23 protein-coding genes are annotated in these 26,808 nt (G+C 51.2%); 13 read left to right on the top strand and 10 right to left on the bottom strand.

The window, feature by feature from the left end; translation table 11 throughout:
• Window positions 1–50 precede the first annotated feature (50 nt).
• From gshB to ACIROY_RS21470, 5 genes are all read right to left on the bottom strand, one after another.
• A complete protein-coding gene (gene gshB / locus ACIROY_RS21490; RefSeq protein ID WP_402277770.1) occupies window positions 51–998 on the bottom strand; it encodes a glutathione synthase in 948 nt (315 codons plus the stop codon).
• Window positions 999–1,031: 33 nt separating this feature from the next.
• The gene (gene gshA / locus ACIROY_RS21485; RefSeq protein WP_402277771.1) at window positions 1,032–2,327 is read right to left on the bottom strand and encodes a glutamate--cysteine ligase; all 1,296 of its coding nucleotides are present in this window, start codon (window positions 2,325–2,327) and stop codon (window positions 1,032–1,034) included.
• A gap of 258 nt (window positions 2,328–2,585) precedes the next feature.
• Window positions 2,586–4,145 carry an ammonium transporter gene (locus ACIROY_RS21480; RefSeq protein ID WP_402277772.1) on the bottom strand — a complete coding sequence of 520 codons (1,560 nt, stop codon included), beginning with the start codon at window positions 4,143–4,145 and terminating at the stop codon, window positions 2,586–2,588.
• Between the two features lie 12 nt (window positions 4,146–4,157).
• Window positions 4,158–4,496, bottom strand: a complete 339-nt coding sequence (locus ACIROY_RS21475; protein WP_007884397.1) for a P-II family nitrogen regulator — start codon at window positions 4,494–4,496, stop codon at window positions 4,158–4,160.
• A gap of 11 nt (window positions 4,497–4,507) precedes the next feature.
• Window positions 4,508–5,308: a TorF family putative porin gene (locus tag ACIROY_RS21470; RefSeq protein WP_402277773.1), complete on the bottom strand. Its 801-nt coding sequence runs from the start codon at window positions 5,306–5,308 to the stop codon at window positions 4,508–4,510.
• A 540-nt stretch (window positions 5,309–5,848) separates the two neighbouring features.
• Between ACIROY_RS21470 and ACIROY_RS21465 the strand changes: the two genes are divergently transcribed.
• From ACIROY_RS21465 to ACIROY_RS21455, 3 genes are all read left to right on the top strand, one after another.
• Window positions 5,849–6,091: an accessory factor UbiK family protein gene (locus ACIROY_RS21465; RefSeq protein ID WP_016836063.1), complete on the top strand. Its 243-nt coding sequence runs from the start codon at window positions 5,849–5,851 to the stop codon at window positions 6,089–6,091.
• A 10-nt stretch (window positions 6,092–6,101) separates the two neighbouring features.
• Window positions 6,102–7,289 carry a YifB family Mg chelatase-like AAA ATPase gene (locus ACIROY_RS21460; RefSeq protein ID WP_402344142.1) on the top strand — a complete coding sequence of 396 codons (1,188 nt, stop codon included), beginning with the start codon at window positions 6,102–6,104 and terminating at the stop codon, window positions 7,287–7,289.
• Between the two features lie 424 nt (window positions 7,290–7,713).
• On the top strand, window positions 7,714–9,303 hold the full coding sequence (locus ACIROY_RS21455; protein WP_402344139.1) for a hypothetical protein: 1,590 nt from the start codon (window positions 7,714–7,716) through the stop codon (window positions 9,301–9,303).
• 293 nt (window positions 9,304–9,596) lie between these two features.
• Here the strand turns inward: ACIROY_RS21455 and ACIROY_RS21450 are convergent, their stop codons facing one another.
• The 3 genes from ACIROY_RS21450 to ACIROY_RS21440 form a co-directional block, all read right to left on the bottom strand.
• On the bottom strand, window positions 9,597–11,549 hold the full coding sequence (locus ACIROY_RS21450) for a UvrD-helicase domain-containing protein (RefSeq protein ID WP_402344136.1): 1,953 nt from the start codon (window positions 11,547–11,549) through the stop codon (window positions 9,597–9,599).
• Window positions 11,546–13,804, bottom strand: coding sequence for an AAA family ATPase (locus ACIROY_RS21445; RefSeq protein WP_402344134.1), 2,259 nt, complete (start codon window positions 13,802–13,804; stop codon window positions 11,546–11,548). The genes ACIROY_RS21450 and ACIROY_RS21445 overlap by 4 nt, the downstream gene beginning before the upstream one ends.
• Before the next feature lie 277 nt (window positions 13,805–14,081).
• Entirely contained in the window at window positions 14,082–15,056 is a 975-nt protein-coding gene (locus tag ACIROY_RS21440) for a DUF4238 domain-containing protein (protein ID WP_402344131.1), read from the bottom strand.
• A 108-nt stretch (window positions 15,057–15,164) separates the two neighbouring features.
• Here ACIROY_RS21440 and ACIROY_RS21435 point away from each other — a divergent pair, with 108 nt between their 5' ends.
• From ACIROY_RS21435 to ACIROY_RS21400, 8 genes are all read left to right on the top strand, one after another.
• A complete protein-coding gene (locus ACIROY_RS21435; protein WP_402344128.1) occupies window positions 15,165–16,172 on the top strand; it encodes a DUF4062 domain-containing protein in 1,008 nt (335 codons plus the stop codon).
• 863 nt (window positions 16,173–17,035) lie between these two features.
• Window positions 17,036–17,458 (top strand): HAD domain-containing protein, encoded by a 423-nt coding sequence (locus ACIROY_RS21430; protein WP_402344125.1) that lies wholly within the window; start codon window positions 17,036–17,038, stop codon window positions 17,456–17,458.
• Window positions 17,459–17,620: 162 nt separating this feature from the next.
• On the top strand, window positions 17,621–17,992 hold the full coding sequence (locus ACIROY_RS21425) for a helix-turn-helix domain-containing protein (RefSeq protein WP_402344122.1): 372 nt from the start codon (window positions 17,621–17,623) through the stop codon (window positions 17,990–17,992).
• Between the two features lie 173 nt (window positions 17,993–18,165).
• Window positions 18,166–18,909 carry a hypothetical protein gene (locus ACIROY_RS21420; RefSeq protein WP_402344119.1) on the top strand — a complete coding sequence of 248 codons (744 nt, stop codon included), beginning with the start codon at window positions 18,166–18,168 and terminating at the stop codon, window positions 18,907–18,909.
• 2 nt (window positions 18,910–18,911) lie between these two features.
• A complete protein-coding gene (locus ACIROY_RS21415; protein ID WP_402344116.1) occupies window positions 18,912–20,960 on the top strand; it encodes a Mu transposase C-terminal domain-containing protein in 2,049 nt (682 codons plus the stop codon).
• 2 nt (window positions 20,961–20,962) lie between these two features.
• The gene (locus ACIROY_RS21410) at window positions 20,963–21,970 is read left to right on the top strand and encodes a TniB family NTP-binding protein (RefSeq protein WP_402344113.1); all 1,008 of its coding nucleotides are present in this window, start codon (window positions 20,963–20,965) and stop codon (window positions 21,968–21,970) included.
• Between the two features lie 107 nt (window positions 21,971–22,077).
• Window positions 22,078–22,842 (top strand): hypothetical protein, encoded by a 765-nt coding sequence (locus ACIROY_RS21405; RefSeq protein WP_402344110.1) that lies wholly within the window; start codon window positions 22,078–22,080, stop codon window positions 22,840–22,842.
• A 7-nt stretch (window positions 22,843–22,849) separates the two neighbouring features.
• Window positions 22,850–24,412 carry a TniQ family protein gene (locus ACIROY_RS21400; RefSeq protein WP_402344107.1) on the top strand — a complete coding sequence of 521 codons (1,563 nt, stop codon included), beginning with the start codon at window positions 22,850–22,852 and terminating at the stop codon, window positions 24,410–24,412.
• A gap of 763 nt (window positions 24,413–25,175) precedes the next feature.
• Here the strand turns inward: ACIROY_RS21400 and ACIROY_RS21395 are convergent.
• Both ACIROY_RS21395 and ACIROY_RS21390 read right to left on the bottom strand, forming a co-directional pair.
• Window positions 25,176–25,388 (bottom strand): hypothetical protein, encoded by a 213-nt coding sequence (locus tag ACIROY_RS21395; protein WP_402277786.1) that lies wholly within the window; start codon window positions 25,386–25,388, stop codon window positions 25,176–25,178.
• Between the two features lie 168 nt (window positions 25,389–25,556).
• Window positions 25,557–25,961, bottom strand: a complete 405-nt coding sequence (locus ACIROY_RS21390) for a response regulator (protein ID WP_402344104.1) — start codon at window positions 25,959–25,961, stop codon at window positions 25,557–25,559.
• Between the two features lie 326 nt (window positions 25,962–26,287).
• Here ACIROY_RS21390 and ACIROY_RS21385 point away from each other — a divergent pair, with 326 nt between their 5' ends.
• Entirely contained in the window at window positions 26,288–26,518 is a 231-nt protein-coding gene (locus tag ACIROY_RS21385) for a hypothetical protein (RefSeq protein WP_402344101.1), read from the top strand.
• Window positions 26,519–26,535: 17 nt separating this feature from the next.
• Complete coding sequence (locus tag ACIROY_RS21380; RefSeq protein ID WP_402344098.1) at window positions 26,536–26,748, top strand: hypothetical protein; 213 nt, start codon at window positions 26,536–26,538, stop codon at window positions 26,746–26,748.
• Window positions 26,749–26,808 lie beyond the last annotated feature (60 nt).

Below are 26,808 nucleotides of genomic sequence, written 5' to 3'. Positions count from 1 at the left end.
TTCTGCTTGCTTATATGTACGTTGCCAGACCGGGCGCCGGATTGATTGCTTCAGCTGCCTGCGACCGCAGCTTCCAGCGCATCGACGAACATGGCGGCAACATCGAAGCCGCTTTGCTGCGTGATTTCCTGGAAACAGGTCGGGCTGGTGACATTGATTTCTGTTAAATAATTGCCAATAGCGTCCAATCCTACCAGCAACAACCCCCGCTGCGCCAATACCGGCGCCAGTGCTTCGGCGATTTCCAGCTCGCGCGGCGAAATCGGTTGCGCCACGCCGAGACCGCCGGCCGCCAGATTGCCGCGCACTTCTCCGCCTTGCGGAATGCGCGCCAAAACATGCGGCACCACTTTACCGCCAATCAGCAAAATGCGCTTGTCGCCCTTGGAAATTTCCGGGATGAAACGCTGCGCCATGATGGTCCGGTTGCCGTTGTCGGTCAGGGTTTCGATGACCGAGCCGAGGTTCATGCCGTCCTGGCCGATGCGGAAGATGCCCATGCCGCCCATGCCGTCCAGCGGCTTGAGGATCACGTCCTTGTGTTCGTCGTGGAATGCGCGCAAGCGCTTGGCGTCGCGCGTGACCAGGGTCGGCGCGGTGTATTGCGGGAACTGCGCGATCGCCAGTTTTTCGTTGTGGCTGCGGATCGCCTCGGGCTTGTTGAAGACGCGTGCACCCTGCTTCTCGGCGAGCTCCAGCAGATACGTCGTGTAGATGTATTCCATGTCGAACGGCGGATCCTTGCGGATCACGATGGCGTCGAACTCCGACAGGAAAGTCGAGACCGGCTTGTCGGCGCGGTACCAGTCGTCGGCCTCGCCGGTGAGCGTGATCTTCGCGACGTTGGCGGTGACCAGGCCGCTTTCCAGCACGACGTCGGTCTGCTCGAACGCGTAGATGGCGTGGCCGCGGCGAGCAGCTTCACGCATCATGGCGAAGGTAGAGTCCTTGTAGGTCTTGAAGGTATCGAGCGGGTCGGCGAGGAAAGCGATTTTCATGAAATGTCCGTCAAAAATGTCAGCCAAATAAGATTAATAGACTTCCGGATTCGGATCGGTCTTTTCCATTTCCAGCGACGCCGCCAGCAGCGCCAGTCGCGCCACCACGCCGTACATGTAAAAACGGTTCGGCGCCGCGGTGCCGGGCTTGGCTTGCAAGTCCGGCAAGGCATGCTGCTGCTGGAACGCCAGCGGCACGAAATGGGCGCCGGGGGCGTTCAGGTTTTCGTTGATGTCGCGGTCGGCGTGGACGCGATAGAAACCGCCCACCACGTAGCGGTCGATCATGTAGACCACCGGCTCGGCGACGGCTTCGTTGATGCGTTCGAACGAATGCACGCCCTCCTGGATCACCAGTTCGTTGACTTCCAGGCCTTCCTTGCCGACCGCCAGCTTGCTGCGCTGCTTGCGGTTGAGATCCTTGACCTCGCTGGCGTCCTTGACCGTCATGATGCCCATGCCGTAGGTGCCGGCATTGGCCTTGACGATCACGAACGGCTGTTCCTTGATGCCGTATTCCTTGTACTTCTTGCGGATCTTCGACAACAGGCTGCTGACGTTGTCGGCCAGGCAATCGGAGCCGGCGTCTTCCTGCAAATTGAGCTCGCCGCATTTGGCATACAGCGGATTGAGCATCCATGGATCGACGTCGACCAGTTTGGCGAATTTCTTCACGACGTCGTCGTAGGCGGAAAAGTGGTTGCTCTTGCGGCGCACCGCCCAGCCGGCGTGCAGCGGCGGCAGGACATTTTGCTCGTCGAGGTTTTCCAGCACCGACGGGATGCCGATCGACAGGTCGTTGTTGAGCAGCACGGTGCAGGGATCGAAATTCTTCAGACCCAGGCGACGGCCGTTCTTGGAGCGCTCAAGCGGCTCCAGCGTGATGGTGCTGCCGTCGGGCAGATCGATCTGCTTGGGCTTCTTGATGTCTTCCAGGGTACCGAGGCGCACATTCAGGCCGGTCTGGCGGAAGATCTGCATCAGCCGCGCGATGTTTTGCAGGTAGAAGCTGTTGCGCGTGTGATGCTCGGGGATCAGCAGCAGGTTCTTTGCGTCAGGGCAATATTTTTCGATCGCGGCCATCGCGGCCTGCACGGCCAGCGGCAGCATTTCCGGCGACAGATTGTTGAAGCCGCCCGGGAACAGATTGGTGTCTACCGGCGCCAGCTTGAAGCCGGCGTTGCGCAGGTCGACCGAACAATAGAACGGCGGCGTGTGCTCTTGCCACTCCATGCGGAACCAGCGCTCGATCGCGGGAGTTGCGCCCAGGATTTTCTTTTCCAGGTCGAGAAGCGGACCGTTGAGGGCGGTGACAAGATGCGGAACCATAAAAGACCTTCTGCGCGTGCTGGGTAGCGATTGGACGAAATAGCGGCCGGTGATCGATGGAAACAACCGATAACAAAACCGACAGGAACCGGCCATTTTAGCGGGATTCTGGCTATTACGTCGCCCGCCACACGGCAATATCTGGTGGAGAGGCCTTTTACATGGCGGCGTTGTCGTTTTTTTAAAGAGACATAAAAAAAGCGCCCGGACCGGAGTCGCGGGCGCTTCTGAAAGGGGCGCAAGGCCCCCGGGAAACAATCAGGAGTGGTAAGCCGATTCGCCGTGGCTGGAGATGTCCAGACCTTCGCGTTCTTCTTCTTCCGTCACACGCAGACCGATCACGATGTCGACCAGCTTGTAGGCGATGAAGGAGACCACGCCCGACAGGATCACGGTAGTCAGCACGCCCTGGAACTGAATCCAGACCTGACCGCCGATCGAGTAGTCGGGAGCGACTGCGTTGGCGACGTAGTCATAGATACCTGTGCCGCCCAGGCTAGGCGCAGCGAACACGCCAGTCAGGATCGCACCCAGGATACCGCCCACGCCGTGCACGCCGAAGACGTCCAGCGCATCGTCCGAACCCAGCAGCTTTTTCAGACCGGTGACACCCCACAGGCACAGCAGACCGGCCAGCAGGCCCATCACAACCGCACCGCAGACACCGACGAAACCGGCTGCAGGAGTAATCGCCACCAGACCGGCGACGGCACCCGACGCTGCACCCAGCATCGACGGCTTGCCCTTGCCGATCCATTCACCGAAGCTCCACGACAGCACTGCAGCAGCAGTTGCCAGGATGGTGTTGACGAAGGACAACGCTGCACCGCCGTTGGCTTCCAGACCGGAGCCGGCGTTGAAGCCGAACCAGCCGAACCACAGCAGCGAAGCGCCGACCATGGTCAGAGTCAGGCTATGCGGCTTGAAGGCTTCCTTGCCGTAACCGACGCGCTTGCCGATCACATACGAACCGACCAGGCCGGCGATCGCAGCGTTGATGTGCACCACGGTGCCGCCGGCATAATCCAGCGCGCCCTTCTGGAACAACCAACCCGAAATCGCAGTCGCCTTTTCTGCAGCGGCAGCGTCGGTGAATGCATCCGGACCAGGCCAGAACCAGACCATGTGGGCCATCGGCAGGTACGAGAAGGTGAACCACAGGATCGAGAACACGATCACGGCGGAGAACTTCACGCGCTCTGCGAAGGAACCGATGATCAGCGCCACGGTGATGGCTGCGAACGCGCCCTGGAAGGCCACGAACGACAGTTCAGGAATCACGACGCCCTTGCTGAAGGTGGCAGTGGTCGAGTCGCCGTTGAGGCCATGCAGGAACAGACGATCGAAGCCGCCGAAGAACGCGTTGCCTTCAGTGAATGCGATGCTGTAGCCGTAGACGAACCACAGGATGTAGATCAGCGAGAAGATCACGAAACATTGCATCAGCACCGACAGCATGTTCTTGCTGCGGACCAGGCCGCCGTAGAACAGGCCGAGGCCTGGCAAGGTCATCAGGATCACGAATGCAGTACATACCAGCATCCAGGCCGTGTCGCCCTTGTTAGGGACCAGCACGGGTGCAGCTGCGGCAGCAGCCGGGGCTGCAGCGGCGGCAGGAGCAGCAGCGGCGGCAGCCGGAGCTGCTGCAGGTGCTTCGGCTTTCGGTGCGTCAGCCTTCGGCGCTTCCGCCGCAGGAGCAGCTGCAGCTGCAGCTTCCGGCTTCGGTGCGTCTTGCGCCTGGACCGGTGCGGCGAAACTTACCGCCAACAACAAGGTGCCAATTGCAAGCGCACTTGAAAACATTTTTTTAATACTCATTACTGTTCCCCCTTAAAGAGCGTCTTTGCCGGTTTCGCCGGTACGGATGCGGATAACGTCCAGCAGATCCTGTACGAAGATCTTGCCGTCGCCGATTTTGCCTGTGCGTGCTGCAGCCTCGATCGCTTCCAGCGCGCGCTCAACGATGGAATCGTCGACTGCGGCTTCGATCTTGGTCTTCGGCAGGAAATCCACAACATATTCCGCACCGCGATACAGCTCGGTGTGGCCTTTTTGGCGGCCGAAACCCTTGACTTCCGTCACGGTAATGCCTTGCACGCCGATTGCCGACAAGGCTTCACGCACCTCGTCGAGCTTGAATGGTTTGATGATCGCTGTAATCAGTTTCATACCGACCTCAATTAGAAAGTTTTGCTGAGGGAAACGACGAAGCCGCTCTTGCCGACATTCTTGGAACCATCGGAAACAGGGGTTGTTTGCACGCCATCCTTCAAATTGGTGCCCAGATACGCAACGCCCAAGGTAACACCGGCCAGTTCGTCAAACGACTTGCTCAGACCGATTTTCCAGTCGGTGTAGCTGTATTGGTCATTGGAGACGCCGTTGTTGCTGCCCTTGACGTTCTGACGACCGACATGCAGACCGAGGATCACGCCATACCAAGTGTCGATGTTGGCGCCCAGATCGAAGTACTGGCTGTACTTGCTGCTAACGTTGCCGAACAGATTGGTCAGCGATTGCGAGTACTTGAAGTACGCTGGACCGTAGCCCACCTGGCCGTAAAGTTCGAATGTATTGGCGTTCTTGGCGCCGCTGTTGGACAGCGTGTTGCCTGGGTAGTAGTAGTACAGACCGCCGACGTCATAAGTGAAGCCACCGCCGATATCGCCGCGTTTGCCGCCGTAGATATCCCACTCGACATTGCCTTTGGTGTTAGTGCCGGTCAGCGTGCCTGCATCCTTGATCCATTTGATGTTGGTCAGCCATGTGCCGAGATACAGACCGGTTGGATTGTGCGTGTAATCAGCTCCAACTTGCAAAGCCGGGTCGAAGCGCGTCTGAGTCAGGCCGCGATAGCGGTAGTCGTTGACGACGGCAGCATTGAAGGTAACTTCATTGTCTGGCTTAGGTGCGTCTTCCGCATGGGCGAAGCTGGCGACTAACGATGCTGCGACTGCTGTTGCAAGAATCAATTTTTTCATGGCGTCCCTCTAGGTTTCTGTTAAACAACAAATTGTTCATTTCTGCACAACTTGTATAGCAGGAGCCATGCCAACCCTTTTTTGGCGGTTTGCGTTACTTTTTTTAGCGCAAATCAACATTCCAATTAGGCATTTTTTCTTTTTTTCCCAAAAACAGTGCATTAGAGTGAAACACAAACCTTGGCGCACAACAATAGTGCGCAACAATTTCAACATAACATTTTCCACTGGGAAATTTTTGTTTTTTATGGTGCATGGCTGGGCGCGGTTTTGCCACCCAGTTGAGCACGCAAGAAACTGTTGCAAAAATGCAATGCCCTGCAACGATCTTACGCGGGATTTTCGGTGGTCGCCTTCTTATATTTGGACAGGCCGTCAACCCTTCGCAGGACCGGTGATGAACGTTTCCGCGCGACGCGATTCTGACAGGTAACGCCATCACGCCGATCACATGGCCGCCTTTTGCGCCGCTTTGTTTTCCCGCAGGACAACGAAAGCGCTACACTTGTCGGATCGTCACTACTAATAAAAGGAAGCATCATGGATAAGCCACAATTCTTCGAAGATATTCAATCCAAAATCAACAAGGCTATCGAGAACTCTCCGGCCAAGGATATCGAAAAGAACGTCAAGGCCATGCTGAGCCAGGGTTTCTCCAAACTGGACCTGGTCACCCGCGAAGAATTCGACATCCAGGCGCAGGTGCTGGCCAAGACCCGCGCCAAGTTGGAAGAGCTGGAAGCCCGCGTGGCCGAACTCGAAGCGCGCCAGAAAGCCTCCTGATCCGGTCACGATGAGCCTTGCTGTATTGAAGAGCCGTGCGCTGGCGGGCATGCATGCGCCGCAAGTCACGGTGGAAGTACACCTGGCCAACGGTCTGCCGTCCTTCACCATCGTGGGCTTGCCGGAAACCGAGGTCAAGGAATCCAAGGATCGCGTGCGCGCCGCATTGCAGAATGCGCGCTTTGAATTCCCCGCCAAGAGAATCACCGTCAACCTTGCGCCGGCCGATCTGCCCAAAGAATCGGGCCGCTTCGATCTGCCGATTGCGCTGGGCATCCTGGCTGCTTCCGGACAAATGCCCGGCGACGGCCTCGACGAGTACGAATTCGCAGGCGAGCTGTCGCTGTCGGGCGATCTGAGTCCGATCCGCGGTGCGCTGGCCATGACGTACGCCATGCGCACCTCGCATCACAGCGACGGTCGCCGACGTATCTTCATCCTGCCGCGCGACAATGCCGACGAAGCTGCGCTGGTCGCCGACGCCACCATTTTCCCCGCCGATTCGCTGCTGCAGGTATGCGCGCATTTCGCCGCGCGCGGCGCCGACAGCGATGCCCGGCTGACGCAGCACCGGCCGGCGATCAAGCCTGCCGCACCTGCCTATCTCGATTTTTCCGACGTCAAAGGCCAGTTGCAGGCCAAGCGCGCGCTCGAAGTCGCCGCGGCCGGTGGTCACAGCGTGTTGCTGGTCGGCCCTCCCGGCACCGGCAAGTCGATGCTGGCGGCGCGCTTTCCAGGTATTTTGCCGCCCATGACCGATGAAGAAGCGCTGGAATCGGCAGCAGTGCAATCACTGACCGGCGGTTTTTCCGCCGCGCGCTGGAAGGTGCGTCCTTACCGCTCGCCGCATCACACCGCATCGGGCGTCGCGCTGGTGGGCGGCGGCGGTACGCCGCGTCCGGGTGAAATTTCGCTGGCGCACCGGGGCGTGCTGTTCCTTGATGAGCTTCCGGAATTCGATCGCAAGGTATTGGAAGTATTGCGCGAGCCGCTGGAATCGGGTCAGATTACAATTTCACGCGCGGCGCGCCAGGCTGATTTTCCGGCGCGCTTCCAATTGATTGCCGCCATGAATCCCTGCCCCTGCGGCTACCTCGGCGCGCTTCATCGCGAATGCCGTTGCACGCCAGATCAGGTGACGCGTTACCAGTGGCCATCGTCAAAATTAAGCGCACAAATCATTAAAGTTAGCGCCTAACTGTGACGATCCAATGCCAAACAAACAATGCTCGTAGAAAACTCTACAAACACATTTTCATCTGGGAGTCTCGAAACGACCGTGGGAATGCTGGCGCTTAGATAGAAGGCACGCGCCTTCGGGCTGGAGTGCATCGTGTGCATCCGGTTGATATTTAAGTTCAATGCACGGAGTCGATAATCGGAATCCGGAGGGAATGTCGATACATGCCATATTCAAAATCGGTTGGCCGATGAACTTAAAAAGGGCGACTGTGACGAGCCTCTCCGCTTTTTAGCATTTCATCGCCTTGAAACGCCCGTGCTACTGTCACGAATAAGCACCATCTCTTCCGTAACGATACAGCACGTAGTTACGTGTTATAAATAGCGCAGTGTGACACCCAGTTGTAAATAGCGCCGAGTGACAGTCATGAGGGGAACTGATGGACGTCGTAGAACTGGCTTTAGACAAATATGGGCCCTGCGTCAGTACGACACTTGTTTCGATTTTAGTGGAGAAATACGGTGTTACTGCCGTGAATGCCCGCCAAAAGGTCTCGCGAAACAAGACCGTCAAAAAGTTGGCATACATCAAATTTCCTCGCAATGCCCACTTTCTCTATTTCCAACGCGATTACGCCTCTCCTATATTTTGGGATGCTTTAATCCGCGACTTACTTAAGAACAGCGTTTCATATGGCGGTGCCCTAGCCAGCCTCCTTGCCCGCCGCGGAATCATGCCACGGAAACATTTCGAGATTGCCTGCGGCGCGCCATTGGCCCAAAAGGGCCATCTTTCGCCTGCTAAGATATTGGAAATTCTTCTTGCGTCCAAACTTGTTCAGTTGGTCGATGTACCTGGTGTCGGCCAATGCATTGAACTTGGCAATCAACGTCCGCCAGATGTTGTAGAGATTGCGAGAATGCGTGCACGCTTACGCACCGAAGAAGTTCTTCTCGGGGCCGTGCGAGATTGGGCTAGAGACCTGGGATTTGTGAGCTATCAAAAAGTGGCTGTGAGAGACCAGAGCGAAGATGAAAAGCAACCGCGCGTCGGCACCTTTAGCTGGGATCTGACTGGTCCGTCCTATCTATCCCCGATGGTGCAATGGAATGGAACTACACCGAAGCCAGGATTTCTGGCGTGCGACGTTCTACTCGGAACCAATATCCGTGAAGAACACATTCGTCCCTTCATCAACAAATGCAAGACCCTCCGAAATCTGAAAAATGTGGGTCGATGCCTGCACTTCTTCGTAGCTGATGGCTATCACCCAGATGCGTTCTTGCTTGCCAGGTCGGAAGGGATTGTACCGGCAACGACGGAAACTCTTTTCGGGAAAGAGGTAGCCGCTGCTCTGACAAAGCTGGCCAACTTATTGGCTGATATATATCCCAGCGCAAGCGGGCTAGAACGGCTGGATGAGATTTTCACGAACTTGTCTCATATTGAAGGAGCAGCTGTAAATCTCAGAGGAGCTCTTTTCGAGTATCTAGTCGCAGAGTATGTACGCACGAGTGAGGCGAGCTCTGAAATCACGATGAATCAAGTCGTTCGAGACGAAATGGGAGCCAAAGCCGAAGTGGACCTATTGGTCAGACATTACAACAACCCCATCCGCTTCATCGAATGCAAGGGTTATAGACCAGGGGGCACTGTTTCCGATGCTGATGTGGAACGATGGCTAAACGACCGTATCCCATTAATTCGCCGTGCTGCGGCTGTCACATCAGATTGGCGTGACGCCCCCCACATTTTTGAGTTCTGGACAACCGGAAAATTGTCTGAAAACGCACTAGCAATGATTGCCGCAAAACAGAAGGAGGTCAGAAAATTCAAGTTGCTGCTCGTGAGTGGTGGCGAACTAGCCAAGCGTGTTTCTCAATCGAACAACACCTCGCTCAAAAATACCTTTCGGCAGCACTTCTTCGACCATCCTCTTGAGAAGGTCGACAAGGCCATTGAGAAGCGCAAGCGCCGCATCGCGGCACCAGAGACAAAATGGCCGACCGCGCGTACTACCGATGGGTGAGCTTGATTAACTCAGCTCACCGAATTAGCTCCTGAAGATAATCCTCATACGTGATCCTGAAATCGAAGCTGTTCAGAGAAAATATATCGCGTTCTCCATGCCCAATAAGGTGGCGGAACTGAAACACTTTCTTGAGAAAATGCAGCGCGCAGATAGCCCCTGTATCAAAGGCGATTGAATCGCTGAATAGTGAGTACGCTGCATGTATTAGATAAATGCAAAGGAAACGATGGAAAGAAGAGGAATCACCACCTGCTTTTGCGGAAAACCCCGTGCACCGAGCAAAAGACAGCTTACTTAATTCTTGAAATCTCCTCCTTGAAAAACCAACCGGTTTTCTGTACGGCCGCCTCGGCAGCATCAGGATTACTGGCCCAAAGGACAAGTAGAAGCGTCTCTTCGGCCCGACTGCACGTAACGTACAGGAGCCTCAGTGTTCTATCGACAGTAGTTTCTTTGCCTTCCTCAATGTTTTTCCGGTCATTCTTGCTCAACTCCATTCCACCAATGACCTTGTCGTAGGCAAACAAGAATCCACCGGCCTCGCCGTCGTCCATCACCACCATGACATGTTTGAATTCGGAACCTTTGACGACCTGATGAGTAGCAAGCTCAGCATCTCCGTTCAAATAGGCTCGATACCTTTGAACTTCCACCCATGGCGCTTTGAATAGTGCATGCCATCCACGCTTGCGTCGATTTTCGACTGTTTCCTGGGACTTTTTTTCTGGTTCAGGTGGCGGTTCCTCTTTGTCCTGATAAGCTTCGACCAAGCGACGATGGGAGTCAAATACCTCGGCATCCATAATTGGCGCCAAGACGCCTCGTACTGTTGCCCCATCAACCGATATCTCTGCGACAAATGCCGTGATTGCGTCATGAATCTTGTTGACTGCAGCCCGGCGTTCTTCATCTCGCTGAGGCAATCTGGCCAACACGCCCTCGCCGCGAAGTACTTCCATCGCTGAACGCTCGTCCAAAGCTTGGTCGTCGTGTATGCAAGAAGCCAAGTCGCAGATTGCTCCCAGCAACGGGCGCACCATGCTTGGACCAGACCGCTCTCCGTTCGGCTTTGGCGAGGATGAATCAGGGTCTAGTAAATCCATCGCCTCGTAAACGTCGAGAAAGCCCCCACGCTTAGCCGCGAGCTTATGCTCCAAGGCTAGTGTTTTATAACCACGGATTTTTGGTAACCACGCGACCTCACCTGTCTCTCCAGACATAACAGCAGCACACTGCCGCTCTAGCTCGATTTTCTCTAGCGGATTTCTATCTGTGTCGCCGATGAAAATTCGAACCTTACCGCCATTCTTCTCAGTCCGCGAATGTTGTCGAACACCATCCTTCGCCTGGGTTCGTCCATCTATATCAGCCTCCCATATGTCATTAATCAGGTCAACAATACGTTTCTGGCTGCGATGGTTCATCTGCAATGCTGGGCGCTCCCACCCCTTGGGTACACGTGATGGTAAGTCCGCATGACCATCTGGGTAGATACGCTGCCGATGGTCCCCCAACAGCCCCAATATGATTTTTCCGGGGTAAGCCTCTGACAGCTCGAAAAGAGCATCCAAGATGCCCTTCATCGTATCCTGCGATTCATCGATAAGAATCAATGGGTGCTTGTCGACAAGAATCTTCTGAAGGGTCTTCCGATTTCTTATAAGCCACGCCGCCGCATCAATAACATGACTATGTGCAAGAGCTCCAGGGCCATAGGTATTCCGGTCAGGGTGATAGATGAAGGTCTCTACGGCACGAATCTCGGCAGCTTCTGCATCCAGTTCTGCGTATTTTCTTCTATCGGTATCAGTCTCTTTTCCCTTTTTTGAATTTGCATGGTTTATTGCTTCTTGGAGTTTCTCAGCGATGTTTGCGAGGCGTGCTTCCTGAATATCGGAGTCGAATCCCTTTATAAGCTCCCAGCAGAATGCGTGGATCGTCGAGACCTCCGTCAGAAAGTTCTCTCCCAAACGTCCCCTGACCACTGCGGTTGCATTCTTTGTGTAAGTGATGACACGAACAGATTGACCCCGTGACCGAAGTTGCTCAGCATAGGAGCCTCCAGCATCATGACTGACTACCCCGGTTATTCTGCGCAATACTTCGATTAGCGTCCTGGTTTTTCCAGAGCCAGCGCCCGCAAAGAGAAAGAAGCTGCGTGGTGGAGAGGCGGTAACATAACTACAGATTGCCTCGACTACCCCTGTATCGCGCTCGTTACCAGCATCCAGAGGCGCGTTCATTGCTCCTCCACTGCAGGCGCAGTCAGCTGTTGGGTCATCCATTTAAGTGCGCTCGCGATGTATTCGGGGCAAATAATTGGAGCGCCGGCATTGAGCTTCTCAAATACGGTGGCGGCAAAGTCCCCTTTATCAAAACTGCCGTGCAACATTTCGTGAAGCTGGGCTAGCAGTTCCTTGTGGTCTTCATAATCAGCGACTAAACCTACAACCTTTCCCAAGGTTCCCTTATAGATGTCTCTATTGGCTTCTTTCTCTTCATTTATTAACTGCTTAATCCAATTGAGATTGGATAAAACTAAGGAATCCTCAAACGAACTCGGCCATTGATTTTCCGCGGCAGCAACGGGTAGCTGCCACGAAAATCGAACTTTAAGGCCAGATTCCAAGGTCAAAACCAAATCCTTTTCCTCGGGCTTCGCAAAGGCAGAAAATTCCTCAATCCTCGGATGCCATCCTGTGAGAGTGTCGTTTCCACATTCGATATCCTTACGATTGTCGATATATGCCGCCTTCTTTACCGCCCGCCCCTTCTTACTCACTGCTGGCACGACAGGGTCAATGTCCGTTATAACTACCGTAGGGATGCCCAACCTCTCGACAAGAGGCTTGAGACGATGGGCGTGACTGCCACCAATATCAAGGAAGGAAATGTATTTCGACGCGAGATTTGCGAAGTATTTGTTGATGAAGAGAGGGACCAGCATTCTCTCAGCCGTTCCTTCGACGAAGATAGCTCCATCAGCAAAGAGCAAATCAGTGTGCTGGATTTGGAAATAGCGCTCAGCAAATATCCGCGTCTCGATATCGTTACCGAAAACATCACCCAAGTTGATAACCTCGGTGCTCGGCTTAATGCCGGCACCATTTCCTGGAATCCGCTTGACGTAGCGGAGCTTCGTGAAACTATCGCCATGCGCTAGATGGCTAGAATGCGTACTTATTAGTAGCTGGCTACACAGGTTGCTATGTATCGGGTCCCGTGGACAAATCAACGAATGAGCATTCTTTGCGAAACTGCGCTGAACTTGGACATGTAAATGAGCCTCCGGCTCCTCGACCATAACCAGATGCACCGCCGCGGGTGGCCCCTTCTCGTCATTGAGCCGTGCTGTGCGGAAAGAAACGAGCATGAAGCTAAGCGATTGAAGATTCTGGTAACCAAGTCCAATGGAGTATTCTGGGAGAGATTCATCCTCTGCCGTATTGTCCAAGCGATATTGCACCGCCGTTCCATCTGAAAGAAGGTCCGAAGTTTGAATTCGGGTCCGGAAATGAATATGCTGCGGGTCGTGCAATCCTGGATAACCTAGGACTTCCACATCCTCCATGGCGGGTTTGAGTGCATCATGAATCGTCTTATCTAGGTCAGACTGGGCTTTAGCAATGGCGCTGACCAACTCCTCTCTATTACCCTGGCCAGAAGGAGTTACATTCAAATGCTGCCGAGCGAACTTGAGGAGCTGCGCCGAGAAAAGACCAGGCCGTACCGCCGCTCCTGACGATTTCGATTCCCCTTCTTCCGTACCTAAACCACGTTGTGCCGGAATAAAATCCACGCGAAGAATTTTTCGCAAAAGGGTCATTTCAATAGGCAGCGCATTTGCAGGCAATTCCTGTACGTCTCGACGCATCTTGTCGACCAGCGGCCCCTTTGCAGGGTCTAGGCGATATGCCACCGCTCGACGGAGGTCCATGGCACTACGAAGCCAAAAGTCTAGCAAGTCGGTGGGCCACGCATGCCCGTCCTTCGCCAGGCCTTTAACCGGCAAACGAGCCTCCCGATAGTCCCAGGCCAGTTTGCGCAGTCCATCTATATCGACAACCGGTTCAAGTCTGACTCGCGCACCTACGGCACCACCGGCCCATTTCAGCGAAGTGATGAATGGGGCAACCAAACTATATGCACCTTCTTGGGCATCGAACCACAGGTCGATATAGGGCATGCAGGACAAAAGCTCTTTGTAATGATGCTCCCAGAGCTCGACGTCCCCAACATCGATAGTTGGATTCTGCTCCAGTAACTCCCACTGCAACCCGAGCTCACGCAATTTTGCCCATTGTCCAAGGCTAATATCGAATGGCCGAAAGCCTGGGGACTCGCTCAAGAAATTCCGCAGCACCGTCAGAATCGAAGTTTTTCCGCTGTTGTTAGCACCGACGAGCGTTGTGGTCGTCTCATCGAATTCAAGGCGTGTCTTCGATAGACGTCGAAAATTACACACCTCAACACACGCCAAGCGAATTGGTTTTGTCATGTATCCCCCCGGAAACGACTGCAGTTGATATTTCTCTTGTGGCAATCTAGTTAACCAATTGTAGTGTAACTAACCCGTACGCAACCGGGACTGCATCAAGAAACTGGGAGCATATTCATGATTTTATCGGCGGAGTCTCGGCGTTCGCTGTAACGACGAATGAATAGACATCGCGATTCAGAAGCAAGGACGTTCGCGTCTACTACACGCTTATCGTAAGACGAAGGCTTTTTGTCTCCACACAGTTTTTTATTGGGCGGTCGATTGGCGAAAATTTTTAGAGGCTGGATACCGATGGACTTGCCAAATCCTTCAGCAGATCTGCCCCCCACCGAATCACATCTCGGGATAATGAATATTGAAATCGATCATCCCGTGCGTAGACTTGCCTATTGCTGTGAGCAATAATTGCCCCATTGATCACTGCCATAACCTTGATGTTCGCATCGATAACTTCATTGTTTACTTCAAAGCTACCAATCATTGCGAGCTCATTGGAAATTGGAAATATTACTTCCGTGTCTCGAAGAGCGAATCCAGGCGAGTTAAAAAATCCTCGTTCTCTATGGCTACTCCATTGCAATACAACCGGATGATCAGATGTCACAAAGCCGCTCGTATTGGCTGGCGCTCTCAGGAGAAGCCAATTCCGCTCACCCAACAACGGTAGGATCGTATCAACTAATCTAAGCTCCTGTTCGATGTGCCGCGTGGTTGGAACTTCAATCGTGTATTGATCGTTCTTAACGAAGTCACGTATCGTCTCATACGCAATATCATCGTGAGACGTCATGAAGCCAGCTTCAATCGCCTGTTTATAACTAGCTTCGTAACGCTCCTTCTTTGCGACCGTCAGTCCCATCATCTGTTTGATGACTTTCTCCTGGAATTGCCGCGAATTTTCACGCGTCCGTGGATTGCGTGCAGAGAGTAGTGCAATCAGATTTAGAATGAGATTGTGATCTTCTGTATTGCCTAGTTGGCGACTTTCAATTACTCGTTGAAGTGCCCTATCCACATTTCCCTCAAAGTGTGAAAAATCGGATTCAATTTGGTCTGGCGATACACCATCGATTTCAATTCGATTGAAATCACGTGCTGAGGCAATATTGCGCGGCACAGTGTTGAAAGTCTTCCGGCCGATCGCATCGACGACGAACAGTTTGGCATTCTTGCTGCGACTTCTAGAAAAACCCTTGAGATAACATTGGGGAATCCAGTGGTGATTTCGCGACGTGCTACCTATACTCATAAACCTATCCTCTTTAAATGAGTAAACAGTCGGCAATCATCCTCGGTGCCGGTATCACCGGATGATAGACTTTTGGTCATTTAATCACGACTCAGGGACCACCGCGAAATGGATAAGAAATATCAGGTGTTTATCTCGTCCACCTATATGGACATGAAGAACGAGCGCCAAGCAGCTGTTTCGGCCATTTTGGAGGCCGGCCACATCCCGGCCGGCATGGAGTTATTCGCGGCTGCCGACAAGAAACAGATTGAAGTGATCGAGCGATGGATCGATAGTTGTGACATCTTCATGCTCATACTTGGTGGGCGCTACGGCAGTATTGATCCTGACTCCGGCAAGAGCTACATTCAGCTTGAGTACGAGTATGCGGAGAAGACGGGCAAACCATTCTTCGCGTTGTATCTGAATGAAAATGCGATTCAAGAGAAGGCCCGCGGGTCGCTGGGACTGGATGCAATCGAGCGTAACGATTCTAAAATGTTGACTGAATTTCGCAGGACCGTTCTGAGTAAGATGTGCAGCTCAATTGAGGATCTTAAAGATATCCGCATACAAGTGGGGAACTCGATTCGCCAGTTGTCTGCGACTAACAATCTAGATGGATGGGTTCGGGCGTCGAGCGTGAACGCTATTCACGGCCTCCAATCTACGCTTCCGCCGAAGATCGAGATGTTCAGCGACACAAGCGAGCGCTATCATATGAATGAAATCCAATCTGGTCGCAGATTAAGCACAGTTAAAATCGGAATCAGGAACACGGGCGGCAAGACTCTTTCTAACTGCAAAGTCTACGTTGAGCAAATAGAACCGCCGCCGGACATACCTGGAGCAGGAAGTACAAAATTGCTCGATACAGGCGTATTTCAACTGAGACACGACGATCCAGAGCGGCTGATTGAAATTGCTGCGCACTGGGACCATATTGATCAGTTCCGTTTTGTTACACCGCTTCCAGGCGGCGCGTTTGGCAATCCCTTCGACCTAAAAGACATTGGCAAGCGTACGTTTGCGATTCGAGTCAAGGCGACGGAATGCGAGAGATCCGCTAAGTTCGAGCTTATAACGGATGATCTGAAGAGGTTGCATCTCAAGTTTCTCTGCTACATCGAATAATAGATTTTCGACCGAAAATACTCTCAGGAGATTTTTTGCTATCGAATACTTGCGGTGCCATAGATTGAATGAACATAGACGCAGACATGCTCCGTTCATCTGAAACTTAGATCTAGGTGTTTAGACACTTAGTCTGTCTTTAATGTGCTGGATGATGCTTTCCGCCTGTTGGGCATTAAAGCGCCGGTACTTTATGTGATGTGAGGCCGTTTGTACCACTAGAACACATCGACTAACGCATTCATCAATCTGCTCGTTAATTTGTAGGCGATCGATGTCGAAAATACACTCTAAACCTTCACCGAAAGCAATCAAATTGGTGGGATTACTGCGCCGCTGAATAGGTGTGACGGAATGACATACGACATAAATGCCGATGATACGACGAAATAAAACTGGTATCTGGCGCGTTGACCAACCCAAGTCCCATAAAAACCATCGCCACTTCGTTCTAGCGGTGGGTTGATAAATATCTACCCTAGCAATTTCTACAGGGCGCTGGCCTATATTCGTTATCCTAGTCACCAGATTAAGACGAGCACTTGCGCCCCGCGCTCCCACGCCTATAGTGATCTCGTGATGGCTTATGGTCGTTAGGTCAAGTCGCTCGCGCTCATTTCGAGAGGCTAGTCGAAGTGCGACCATTACAGACGCTGCAGTCGCTATCGCGGAAATCACTTGAGCCCAATCGACAAGTGTTTGTGGCCAAAAGCTTGGAGTCACACATCCCCTCTTATTTTTTAGTCCGAATGAGAAATTCTACTTCAGCTTGCCCAAAGATCTCTTTGCACTATCATTTGGATCAGATCGTATGATCAACCGGCTACCGTATCTCGTTTTGAATCGTCTTTAATCCCAAGGCTATGATTTTATTTTTGGATTTTGATGGCGTTTTGCATCCGCTAAATCGAGAGGATGGAGCCCTGTCACGCCTTCCACAACTTGAGATCACTCTTCGAAAATTTAATGAGATAGACATAGTTATCTCCAGCGCCTGGAGACAAGAATACTCGCTGACTCAATTGCGTGGATATTTCTCCGATGACATACAGAGGCGAATCATAGACGTGACACCAGTTTTGGATCATTTGGATAATCGATATTTACGCCAGGCCGAGATCGATCTGTGGCTACGCAATGCAGGGCGTGAGTATGAGGGCTGGATCGCTCTAGACGACAGCGAGTGGCTTTTTCCTCCAGGATGTCGAAATTTAATCTTGGTCGATCCCGAGGTCGGATTCGATGAAGCTGTTGAAGATGCTCTACACCGCAAACTCACTCGCTGAACGAATTTCATCCCTCCTAATAAAAGAACATCTTAATTCGCCAATTACGTATCGCACTAACGATACGAACTAAGTAATTGATTTTAAACGATTATTTGCAACATTCATTCGTTTCAGTTACGATTCCCAGATCGTTAACATACCCACGCATCGGCACGCAAAATGAGCCACCGCGACCCCTCTTCCGAATTGGTTAGCTTTAGCGGCGAGCTTTTTAGACTTCGAGTTATTAGAGGTCTGACTCAAGCAGACGTAGCGAATGATGCTCGATTAAATCGAGGTTATTACTCACAGATAGAGAATGCTCGTCGTGCGGCGCCTCCGCCAAATACGTTGAAACGTATTTCGGCGGCACTTCGGCTTACGGAATTGGAAAGACAGAAATTGTTTGAATTGGCCCGCACGGATTGGTTAAAACCATATCGACTTGATGCCACCGAGAGTGCGGCCGAGCAATTCGAGTTTATAAGCAGTGCGTTAAATCTGCCGGCGGCCAAGCTACATCGGATCCGCGCAATATTGGAGGAAAAATAATTATGTAAAAAGTAAAAAGCGACGAACCCCACAATTCGAGATCCGCCGCCTTTTGGTCAAAGATTGATATCTAAGAACCCGCAATTCGAAGATATCGTTCTCTAGCCCGAAGGTCAACCCCTTGCTTGCTGAAATGCCGCATTATTCCGCGCCTGCCGTGGAAGGGAGACCCTATGCCTAAAGAAATCCATTCACTTGGTTCGCCAGGTTGGCTAGACCATGTTTTTCACACCCCACCGGTGCGAGCCCTCAAGGGCCGTTCCAAATTTACTCAATATCATCAGTTCTGGTCGCGTAACCTCGGACGCTACGTAGGTGGCCAAGGAAGAAATGAAGCACTCGCTGCATTGACTCTGGAATACCTCATTACCCTCGGTTACATAAGTAAATTTAAAGAACAACCCTTCAAAACAGAACCTCAGACATTTGGCGCACAGATCGTGCCTGACTTCATTGCGGTAGCTCCGTGCAAGAAGATATATGTCATTGAGGTAAAAAGCGCTCGTTTTATTACGCGCTTCATACAGGCCTCATTGGATAGGAATCGCGAAGTCTTTCAGCAGGCTGGTCTTGCCTATGTTTGTTGGACAGACCAACACCCTCTCAACGTAGCGACGCGGCACAACCTGATTAACATGCACCGGCACTCCAACAGTGTGCAACCAGATGAATGCGTTGCGTTTGCGAAGCATCTTGAAGCACTTGGCACCTTGTCTGTCGAAGAACTCCAACATCATGGTTACGACTACGGAGTCATTTACGCCGCAACTTGGTCAGGGAAAACGTTCTTCCCGATCACAAGGGAATTCACAGCAACTACCTCTGTCTCGACGCGACCGATTATCGATATTCCCGCAGTTTTCTTGGATGCCAGGTGTGAGGTTGATCGTTGGTGGGATTCGTTGGAGGGATGTTAGTCATGACGATATCTTTGACAGCCGGCGCCCTCCTCCGCGGCCTCTCTTCAAACGATTTTTCCTTCTCTCCGGGCCAAAAGTTTGAACGAGATCTCACTGTCTTTATGATCGTAGAGAGACGAGAGGCACATTGCGTAATCGAGAACTTTCGATCTCTAGAGAAGAAACTCATTGCTATGGATCAGCTTTACCAGATGTATCTATCCCAAGAGATCATTCCTTTGAGAGAGGCTCCTGCGGACATGCATCTCTCAGAAATCCAGATCCATGAGAATACATTTAAGAAACAACAAATAGAAAGTCAGAGCTCTGCGGCAATAAAACATGGAATTTCGGTGTCCTACTTCATAAAAGCACTTCGCGCCTTAGGCCATGCGAATCTAAGACCGACACCATTGTTGGCACTCGACTATGCAAAAATCTCAGACGCAGTGATTAAGTCCGAGGCCACTCTCGATATCACAATCCCTTCGCTCGATACCATCTATCGATGGTCACGTAAGCTGGATGCTGTTGATGGAGACATGCGGGTTGTTATTCCTAATTTCGCCAAGCGCGGAGGCCCTGGCCGACGGCGTATTTCAACGGAGGCGATGAATGCCTTAGAAAATATTTGGAACCGAATCAGAAATGATCCTGAAAGCAAAATTCGGTTCTTTGAGATCGAAAAAGATCTCAAGAAGCAACTACTCAGTACGGGAAATCAAACGCACATTTTTACAATGATGCCAAGTCGCTCGACCATTGAGCGGCTCACAAGGAGAGAATTCGGTAATTACACGATCTGCTTCCGCAATCATGGTGCCCGATATGCAAAGAAGATCTTCCATAGCTGGTTTCCCAGGGATCGAGCTCAATCGCCTTTAGAGGTTGTTGAGTTTGATGATAAGGATACTAGAGTCTTTCTGATAGACGACCGATCTGGACTTCCTTATGGTCGCGCCTTTGTCACTTCAGGTGTCGATCAATATAGCGCTGTTCCACTTGGCCTGTCGATCGGAGACAAGCACAGAAGCACAGTCTCCGCTCTAGATGCCTTTAGGCGAGCAATACTACCGAAGTCCTTATCGGATATCGAGTTCGCTCATCTTAAGAACTCCCCAGAATTCTTCGGCATCTGTTCCGTCGCAATTTTTGACAATGCGCTTTATAACCATTCAAAAGCTATTGAGCGGGCGACGTTGGAATCATCCGGATCTATTTCCGCCTGGGCGACACCAGATACAGGATCTGAAAAATCTATTGTTGAAGATTTCAATAACAGAATGAGTTCGGGGCTGTTTGCGGAGACGCCAGGTTTTATTGGAACAAAGCGTTCGCTTGATGGAGAACAGCACGCACTTGCCAGCGCAAATATGAGCCTGCAGGTTTTTAAGCAAAGGCTGCAAAAGTGGGCATACGAAATCTACTGCAATACCCCTCGAGATGGCGGATTAACACCTCGTCAAATTTGGCATTCAGAAATGCGTCATGTACACCAAAGACTCCCCAGTAATCTGGACCAGTTTGATTTCATTTTCACTGTCGAGCATAGCGTTCGGTTACGCCCGTCAGGATTGGAGTTCACAGGTCTTTGCTATCAGAGCCAAGAACTAATTGAATTGCAACGGAGCTGTGGAAGTAAATTCAAAGTGACATTTCGCTTTCACCCGAATGTGCTTTCCAGAGTCTTCATTTTAGATCCCCGAAGCAAAACCTATTTCATCGTTAATAGCACCACACCCAACTATACGAATGCCCTCACCCTGTCGCAACACAAATTGATTCGCAAGATGACGCGAGATAGAGGTCTCAGAAATCCGGCGATCATTCAGCTATTGGATGCGCGAGAAGAATTGCGGCTACTGACGTCTCAAGCCGGTATGTCAAAGAATAGAAAAGACCGACGCTGGGCCAATACGATTGGGCCGATCCCAGCTTCAGGAGGCTCATCTGATGAGCCGATTGGCGAACATGAATTCGTAAGTGAGCTTGAATATCAAATCAATCAAATCTCTCAGATCGAGCTTGGAAAACTCGATGATGCGTGGGATTTTCCAGAGGATTTCTAATCGTGGATCAAATATCTGAACCTCGAAATTGGCGAGGCGTCTCTATTTTAGAGAGACAACACTACATGGCAAATTCAATGCATGTAAATCACCCTGATTTTGTTCTGGCAGCAAACGAAATCCGACGTCGCTCCCTCAGGTGTGAAAATGAAAACACCGGTGCCGGCATCCTTGTTTTAGCACCGTCCGGCGCCGGGAAGACGCACCTCTGCCGTTTTCTCAAGTCACGGTGGCCAGATGAGATCGGCGACGCCATCACGCGTGTACCGGTCGTGAAATTTGATATACCTCCAAGCCCATCAGATCGATCGATGGGACGAGCCATGCTGGCTGCCATGGGAGATCCAACATGGAACGTAGGTACCGCGATAGAACTTGATTCAAGAATTCGAACACTGCTCCCTAAAATTGGGACAAAAGTTATCTTGGTCGATAACGTTCATGATGTCCCTGACAGACGGGGAGTCAAGGGCATACAACTGATCGGAAACTGGATACGTAATTTAATTGAGTCGAGTAAGCGCACAGTCGTTTTGCTGGGAACGTCTGCCGCCATGCCGATTGTGTACTCGAATAGTCAACTAAGACGGCGAACGGTAAAGCAGCTCCATATCGACTACTTTTACACAAACACGGATCGTCACTTAGCACTGTTCACACGCTTCCTGCGCCATCTCTATGCCGCTCTTCCTCTAGCGAATCCGGCGAGCGATCTAGATGAGTCTCTCGTAAAGGAAATTCACTACGCGACATTTGGCATACCTGATTACATCTTTCAGCTATTCATCGAAGCAGTAGCACTGGCGGTGGCTTCTGGGCGGGAACATCTTTGCCAAGAAGACTTTGCCAACGCATTTCCCCTCATTCACAAGGATGCATTGGCTTTGGGTCTCAATCCTTTTCTTCCCACGGGCCCAAAGCGACCTCTAACACAGGAATATGAACCATTTTTCAATTGGTTCGATAAATCCAATCCCCCCCTGCGCTCACCGAGAGGGTTACATCCATGAGAGATTCAAGAATGCCCTACCGTTCTCGTCCCAAAAAACAACCAAACCGAAAGCCACTCTTAGTCAGACCTCGTCCACTCGAAGAGCAATGTCGGCAAGACTACTTGATGACTATCGTCGAAGACAATCATCTCCCCAGTTTTCAGATGCTGAATAAGATCCTGGGCGTAAGCTACGCCGATTTGGTAACGACACCTACGGAGATTCTTGTTGCTGCAATTGACGGCAAATGCTCTCTCGTTGAAGGCAAACTGGTAGCGCGTGCACATGGGTACGATTTAAATCGAATCGGCTTGGGAGGGCGCTCAAAAATCTGCCCCGAATGCGTTGCCTCAAGAATCCCAACTCCCCCATCGTTCAACCTAGGTTTCGAATTTTTCTGTGCAGCTCATCAACTCCTTCTACACAACACGTGCCATGCGTGTTCCGACTATCTTTTTTATCGACGGACAAAACGTCAGTATTGTCCGTGCGGCGCCGACCTAACGACCACCGAACGCATTGGTGTGCCCGAATGGCTTCCGCAGTTCTTTAAAATTTTTGCCCCTTGGCGGCTGCCAGGGCAAACCATGCCGGCGGGTATTGCAGAACTCGAATATGAAATCGGGCGATTTCTTCAAGGAGTGCTAGTTGACAGCCCCTCTGTCACAGCAAAGGTGGCGTATCCGCAGTTTGGGCCGAAAGATTTGGGCGAACTAGAAGTGTTGATAGAGAACTGGCCAAATAATTTTATGGAGAAGATCTGCTTGAGATTGAAAAACTTCAATGTAGACCGCGCGATGTATCTAAATTCCCCTTGGCAAAAGTCACTACCAGCTCTGGCCCCCGTCATAGAAGAACTTCGGTCTGCCCTTTCTTACGTGCCGGATTGAGCTCGCCATGTTCTTGATACGGAAGTCACCGTTGCTCGGTGAATCGCTCTCATCATGGCGGCAGCGCTCGGGCCTCGAGAATGGATTTCATCGATTCCCGCTGAATCGGAATGAAAAAAATAAAGATCCTGACAGGCTTCCAGAAGAAGGAGATATCGATTGGATCCAACATTCGCTCTCCGTGGAGCGTCAATCGTTAGAAAGAATGACGGCCGACTATTGGATTGGCAATGCAAAATCTCGACTCTCCGGAAAAATTCGGTGGCTAATTGCACTAGAGGCCAATGGCAATTCGATCTCTTCCGGCTCAATGTTTTGTCCAATGTGCCTGAGAGAAGATGTAACTCCTTACTATCGAATCGCTTGGCGATTTGCCTTCGTTACCTCTTGTCACACACACGGTAGAACACTTCTTGATCGGTGCCCGCAATGCCGAGAACGTATATGGCCGACAGCAAGTGAATTTAAGCGGCGCAAGGGATGGCTCCCGGTTCATTACTGCTCAAGCTGTCGATCTGATCTGAGCACCTTTTCCTCTATTGAACAGCCAGGTAATTTCCGGTCTGTCTGGCCGGCACTGCGCAGCGATCAACTGCCCGATAGCATAGCCCAGGCATCGAACAGATATGATTATCTTCAAGGTCTTTGGGTTGTCTCACAATTCCTTATGCGGCGCCGATCCGAGAAACTTCGCGACAAACTAAGGCAGTCCGTTTTCCCAGAACTAGCCATCGATTACTTTAAAGCGCACACGATCGAGCAACTAAATGTTATACAAAGACAACCTGTAATTCAGGCCGCAACCTGGCTTCTTGAATCTTGGCCTCACCGTTTTGTAGAAGTCGCTCAACATTCCGGTGTACAGCGACATCATTTCGGAGAAATTCTTCATATCGCGCCGGCCTGGTTTCAGACCATCGTTAGCGAAAAGCTGACCGTCCGCCACTACCGGGCAATCAGTCTGAACCAAGCTACAGAGATGATCGACCGTCTCAAATCCACGAATCCCAAGACAACCAAAGCCGATGTCAGAAGAGCGTTGGGGATTTCTGAAAGCGCGGTGCTAAATGACTTGATGAGCCAGCGCCGCCACGCCACTCAACAAGATCTTTTGGCAATGCGGGATATATTTGAGGAACTCACTCTTACGACCCCAACCCGCAGAACCGCATTGGCCTCCGTTAAACGTGACTACCTCATCTTTTTACTGTCAGTCTTATTTGGCGGCACTATTGAGGAAATATGTGAACTTACTAAAGAGAGGGTACTTAGCCGGCTCCAAGCAGAACAACGCAGGGACAATGGCCTCTACAGGTCTCTTTTGGCCAAGGCATATGATCTTCTTCAAGAGTACCCCTGGAAAATGAAACCCAACGGGACTCAAGGCTTCGCTTCAAGATTCGGAGCAGAATTGAAGGGACACTCTGTTCGGTCACGCATCACCTTGATGATGGCGCCATTGGATCAAACTCTTTGGCGGAGCGTCGATGTCTTTCGATTTCTTTTCTCAACTCAACCTTTAGGACGAAGAGCAAAACGATTGAAGAAATTCACTGGAGATAAACATTGATTGCGGCAGGAATGCTCTTAGTCTGCAAAAATTATATCGTTCGAGGCAGGATAGCGAGAGCCAAGTCAAAAACTTGAGTAGCTCTGCTTTTAGGTGGATACAAGACTTGCCTAGTCGTTTCCAGTTGGGTCCGAAATTCCGAGAGAAGCTCTTCAGGGATTTCTCCAACCGCAATGCGGAATTGATTGCACGCATCGAAAACTGCCCTACGTACCTTTTCGTCGACCTGATCGCCTTCTTCGGCAACGATCGCGTATGTTTGGATCAGCGCGACAGATCGCCGCACGATCGATATATCAGACATCCACTCTCTCCCACACGATGATCTCAGTTTTGTTTTCATTATAGAGAACGAGAGAAATCGTGGCGCATGAGGAGCGATTAATATGTTTGGCAAGCCCACGACCGCTCTAAAAATCCTCGCGCTGCAGCCGTCAAATGAATTGTTGCCGCCTGAAAACCCGTGATATAGATTGGAATTTCGCGTCTGATCGCGGGTTCGTTTAGGTTGGCACTCGACTATCGTTGTCTTAGCTGTTCCCCAACAGCCGGCCATCCCCTCATGGCCAAGCCCCTAGGTCTCTTCCCAATCGGAGATCTGGGGGCTTTCTAATTTTGAAAGAAGATACAGTCGATTCATAAAAATCGAATAGCTAAGCGCCATCACAGAGCTAGCGTAAACTCTCCGCCATTTTCAAACGATGGAACTCGAGATAGTCAAGATGCTCTTGCCAATACTCTCAGCCTACGCAGTGTATGGAGTTCACTCAGCCTCTGCAGGCATTTTGTCGATCCATTTCTTTGCTGCTTCGATACCAAAACGAAGAGCATCTTCTTTATAGCTCATGGGGCTTCGTTTGGCAGTTGGGCGCCAGCAGTTATCTATTGAAATTCGGTAGAGCCATTTTCCTGTTTGAGGTTGTACAAGCTGAATTAGGACTTTCCTGTCCTTGTAGTTAAATTCCTCTTGTTCCATGTGGCTCTCTCCTTATGTGTCAGATCTTTCTTTCACCAACTGCTGGAGAACATTTCCCAGCTGAGCAAATAGATGTTCTGCTACATGCGTAAATGTGTGAGCAATAGGCTGCTAAGCGAGGCCTCCCGGCAAGGTGGTGAGCGTGGTGGCTTTGCCGGCGTGGGGAAGTCACGATGCCAGCTGAGCACGACGTGCGGCAATCTTCTCAATCTTGTCGTTCAATGTAGAGGCATTGAAGGGCTTCACGATATAGCCATCCGCACCTGATTCCGCTGCCATGACGATGTTCTCTTTTTTGGCTTCGGCAGTAATCAGCAGAACGGGTAAATTCGCAAACTTTGGGGTGCTGCGAATTTTCTTGAGTAGCGTAAGCCCATCCATGACGGGCATATTCCAGTCTGTGATGACAAAGGAAACCGGCACCGTACCTGACTCCAGGAGCTTCCAAGCACTTGATCCGTCATCCGCGTCGATCATCTTGGTGTACTCAAGCTCCTTGAGTAGGCCCATTACAATTCGGCGCATCGTCGAAAAATCATCGACGACCAAGAAGTGTTGTTCAGTCTTAGGCATCCTCTTTCCCCCAAGTATCTCTCACGGCCCCACCGAGCTCTGTCGTATTTAATTTAACCGAAAAAGAAGTCTGCCGCAGAAGAATAAATAATTTTCCTCACGGAAATTAGAATCGGGAAATGGACGGGCATTACTTAGGAGAGCTGCGAGACAGCTTGAAGCCAAAGGACGACGGCTATAGCAAGGACTAGTCTTTGTTTGCCTCGAGATCTTAGTCGACCATCTGATGCTAATGAATAAAAGAAAATTGCGTCGTCTAGCACTTAGTGCAATTATTCATTTTGCACTGATTTGAAAACGCCTAAATTTAGATAAGGGGTCGAGGAATGACTAACCTGGAATGGGATAAGGTACGAGGAGAAATTACCGGTCTAAAAGCAGTGCTTTACTCGCTATGTGCAGTACAGACGACGGAGCAATCGCGACAGTTTCATTCAGTTTTGCAACTACAGCTTGACACGATTGAAGCCAATCTTGTTCCGTCAGCAGACGCCACCGTCTTCATGGAAAAAACCGTCGAAGTAATCAGAGACTTCATACAATTGAAAAAAACCTAACCCCAGGGAGGGTGACCATGTCAGAAGAAGAATTTGAATACAAAGGTCAACAAGTCAAGATTCAAATGGTTCAGCCACTGACTGGAGGATGGCTGTGGCAGACCGATGTTAATGGAACTCGCCTAACGTCCGAACGGCGTGCACCAATCAAATATCGACAGGATGCCCTTCAGTATGCTGTTCTGGAAGCAAAAGAATCGATCGATACCAAAAATTGCGGCACAACCTAATTTAGATCGCTGATGATAGCTTGCTGGTAGAAGACAAGAAGTAGAGTCACCGGAAGAATG

This window comes from Herbaspirillum sp. NPDC101396 (genome assembly GCF_044767365.1).
Lineage (GTDB): Bacteria > Pseudomonadota > Gammaproteobacteria > Burkholderiales > Burkholderiaceae_D > Herbaspirillum.
The sequence above is the reverse complement of the archived record's forward strand: the minus strand, read 5'-3'. Positions and strand labels throughout refer to the sequence as shown.

Coding starts and splice junctions, on each gene's coding strand:
- gshB (WP_402277770.1), bottom strand. CDS start 998: ATGAAAATCGCTTTCCTCGCCGACCCGCTCGATACCTTCAAGACCTAC.
- gshA (WP_402277771.1), bottom strand. CDS start 2,327: ATGGTTCCGCATCTTGTCACCGCCCTCAACGGTCCGCTTCTCGACCTG.
- ACIROY_RS21480 (WP_402277772.1), bottom strand. CDS start 4,145: ATGAGTATTAAAAAAATGTTTTCAAGTGCGCTTGCAATTGGCACCTTG.
- ACIROY_RS21475 (WP_007884397.1), bottom strand. CDS start 4,496: ATGAAACTGATTACAGCGATCATCAAACCATTCAAGCTCGACGAGGTG.
- ACIROY_RS21470 (WP_402277773.1), bottom strand. CDS start 5,308: ATGAAAAAATTGATTCTTGCAACAGCAGTCGCAGCATCGTTAGTCGCC.
- ACIROY_RS21465 (WP_016836063.1), top strand. CDS start 5,849: ATGGATAAGCCACAATTCTTCGAAGATATTCAATCCAAAATCAACAAG.
- ACIROY_RS21460 (WP_402344142.1), top strand. CDS start 6,102: ATGAGCCTTGCTGTATTGAAGAGCCGTGCGCTGGCGGGCATGCATGCG.
- ACIROY_RS21455 (WP_402344139.1), top strand. CDS start 7,714: ATGGACGTCGTAGAACTGGCTTTAGACAAATATGGGCCCTGCGTCAGT.
- ACIROY_RS21450 (WP_402344136.1), bottom strand. CDS start 11,549: ATGAACGCGCCTCTGGATGCTGGTAACGAGCGCGATACAGGGGTAGTC.
- ACIROY_RS21445 (WP_402344134.1), bottom strand. CDS start 13,804: ATGACAAAACCAATTCGCTTGGCGTGTGTTGAGGTGTGTAATTTTCGA.
- ACIROY_RS21440 (WP_402344131.1), bottom strand. CDS start 15,056: ATGAGTATAGGTAGCACGTCGCGAAATCACCACTGGATTCCCCAATGT.
- ACIROY_RS21435 (WP_402344128.1), top strand. CDS start 15,165: ATGGATAAGAAATATCAGGTGTTTATCTCGTCCACCTATATGGACATG.
- ACIROY_RS21430 (WP_402344125.1), top strand. CDS start 17,036: ATGATTTTATTTTTGGATTTTGATGGCGTTTTGCATCCGCTAAATCGA.
- ACIROY_RS21425 (WP_402344122.1), top strand. CDS start 17,621: ATGAGCCACCGCGACCCCTCTTCCGAATTGGTTAGCTTTAGCGGCGAG.
- ACIROY_RS21420 (WP_402344119.1), top strand. CDS start 18,166: ATGCCTAAAGAAATCCATTCACTTGGTTCGCCAGGTTGGCTAGACCAT.
- ACIROY_RS21415 (WP_402344116.1), top strand. CDS start 18,912: ATGACGATATCTTTGACAGCCGGCGCCCTCCTCCGCGGCCTCTCTTCA.
- ACIROY_RS21405 (WP_402344110.1), top strand. CDS start 22,078: ATGACTATCGTCGAAGACAATCATCTCCCCAGTTTTCAGATGCTGAAT.
- ACIROY_RS21400 (WP_402344107.1), top strand. CDS start 22,850: ATGTTCTTGATACGGAAGTCACCGTTGCTCGGTGAATCGCTCTCATCA.
- ACIROY_RS21395 (WP_402277786.1), bottom strand. CDS start 25,388: ATGGAACAAGAGGAATTTAACTACAAGGACAGGAAAGTCCTAATTCAG.
- ACIROY_RS21390 (WP_402344104.1), bottom strand. CDS start 25,961: ATGCCTAAGACTGAACAACACTTCTTGGTCGTCGATGATTTTTCGACG.
- ACIROY_RS21385 (WP_402344101.1), top strand. CDS start 26,288: ATGACTAACCTGGAATGGGATAAGGTACGAGGAGAAATTACCGGTCTA.
- ACIROY_RS21380 (WP_402344098.1), top strand. CDS start 26,536: ATGTCAGAAGAAGAATTTGAATACAAAGGTCAACAAGTCAAGATTCAA.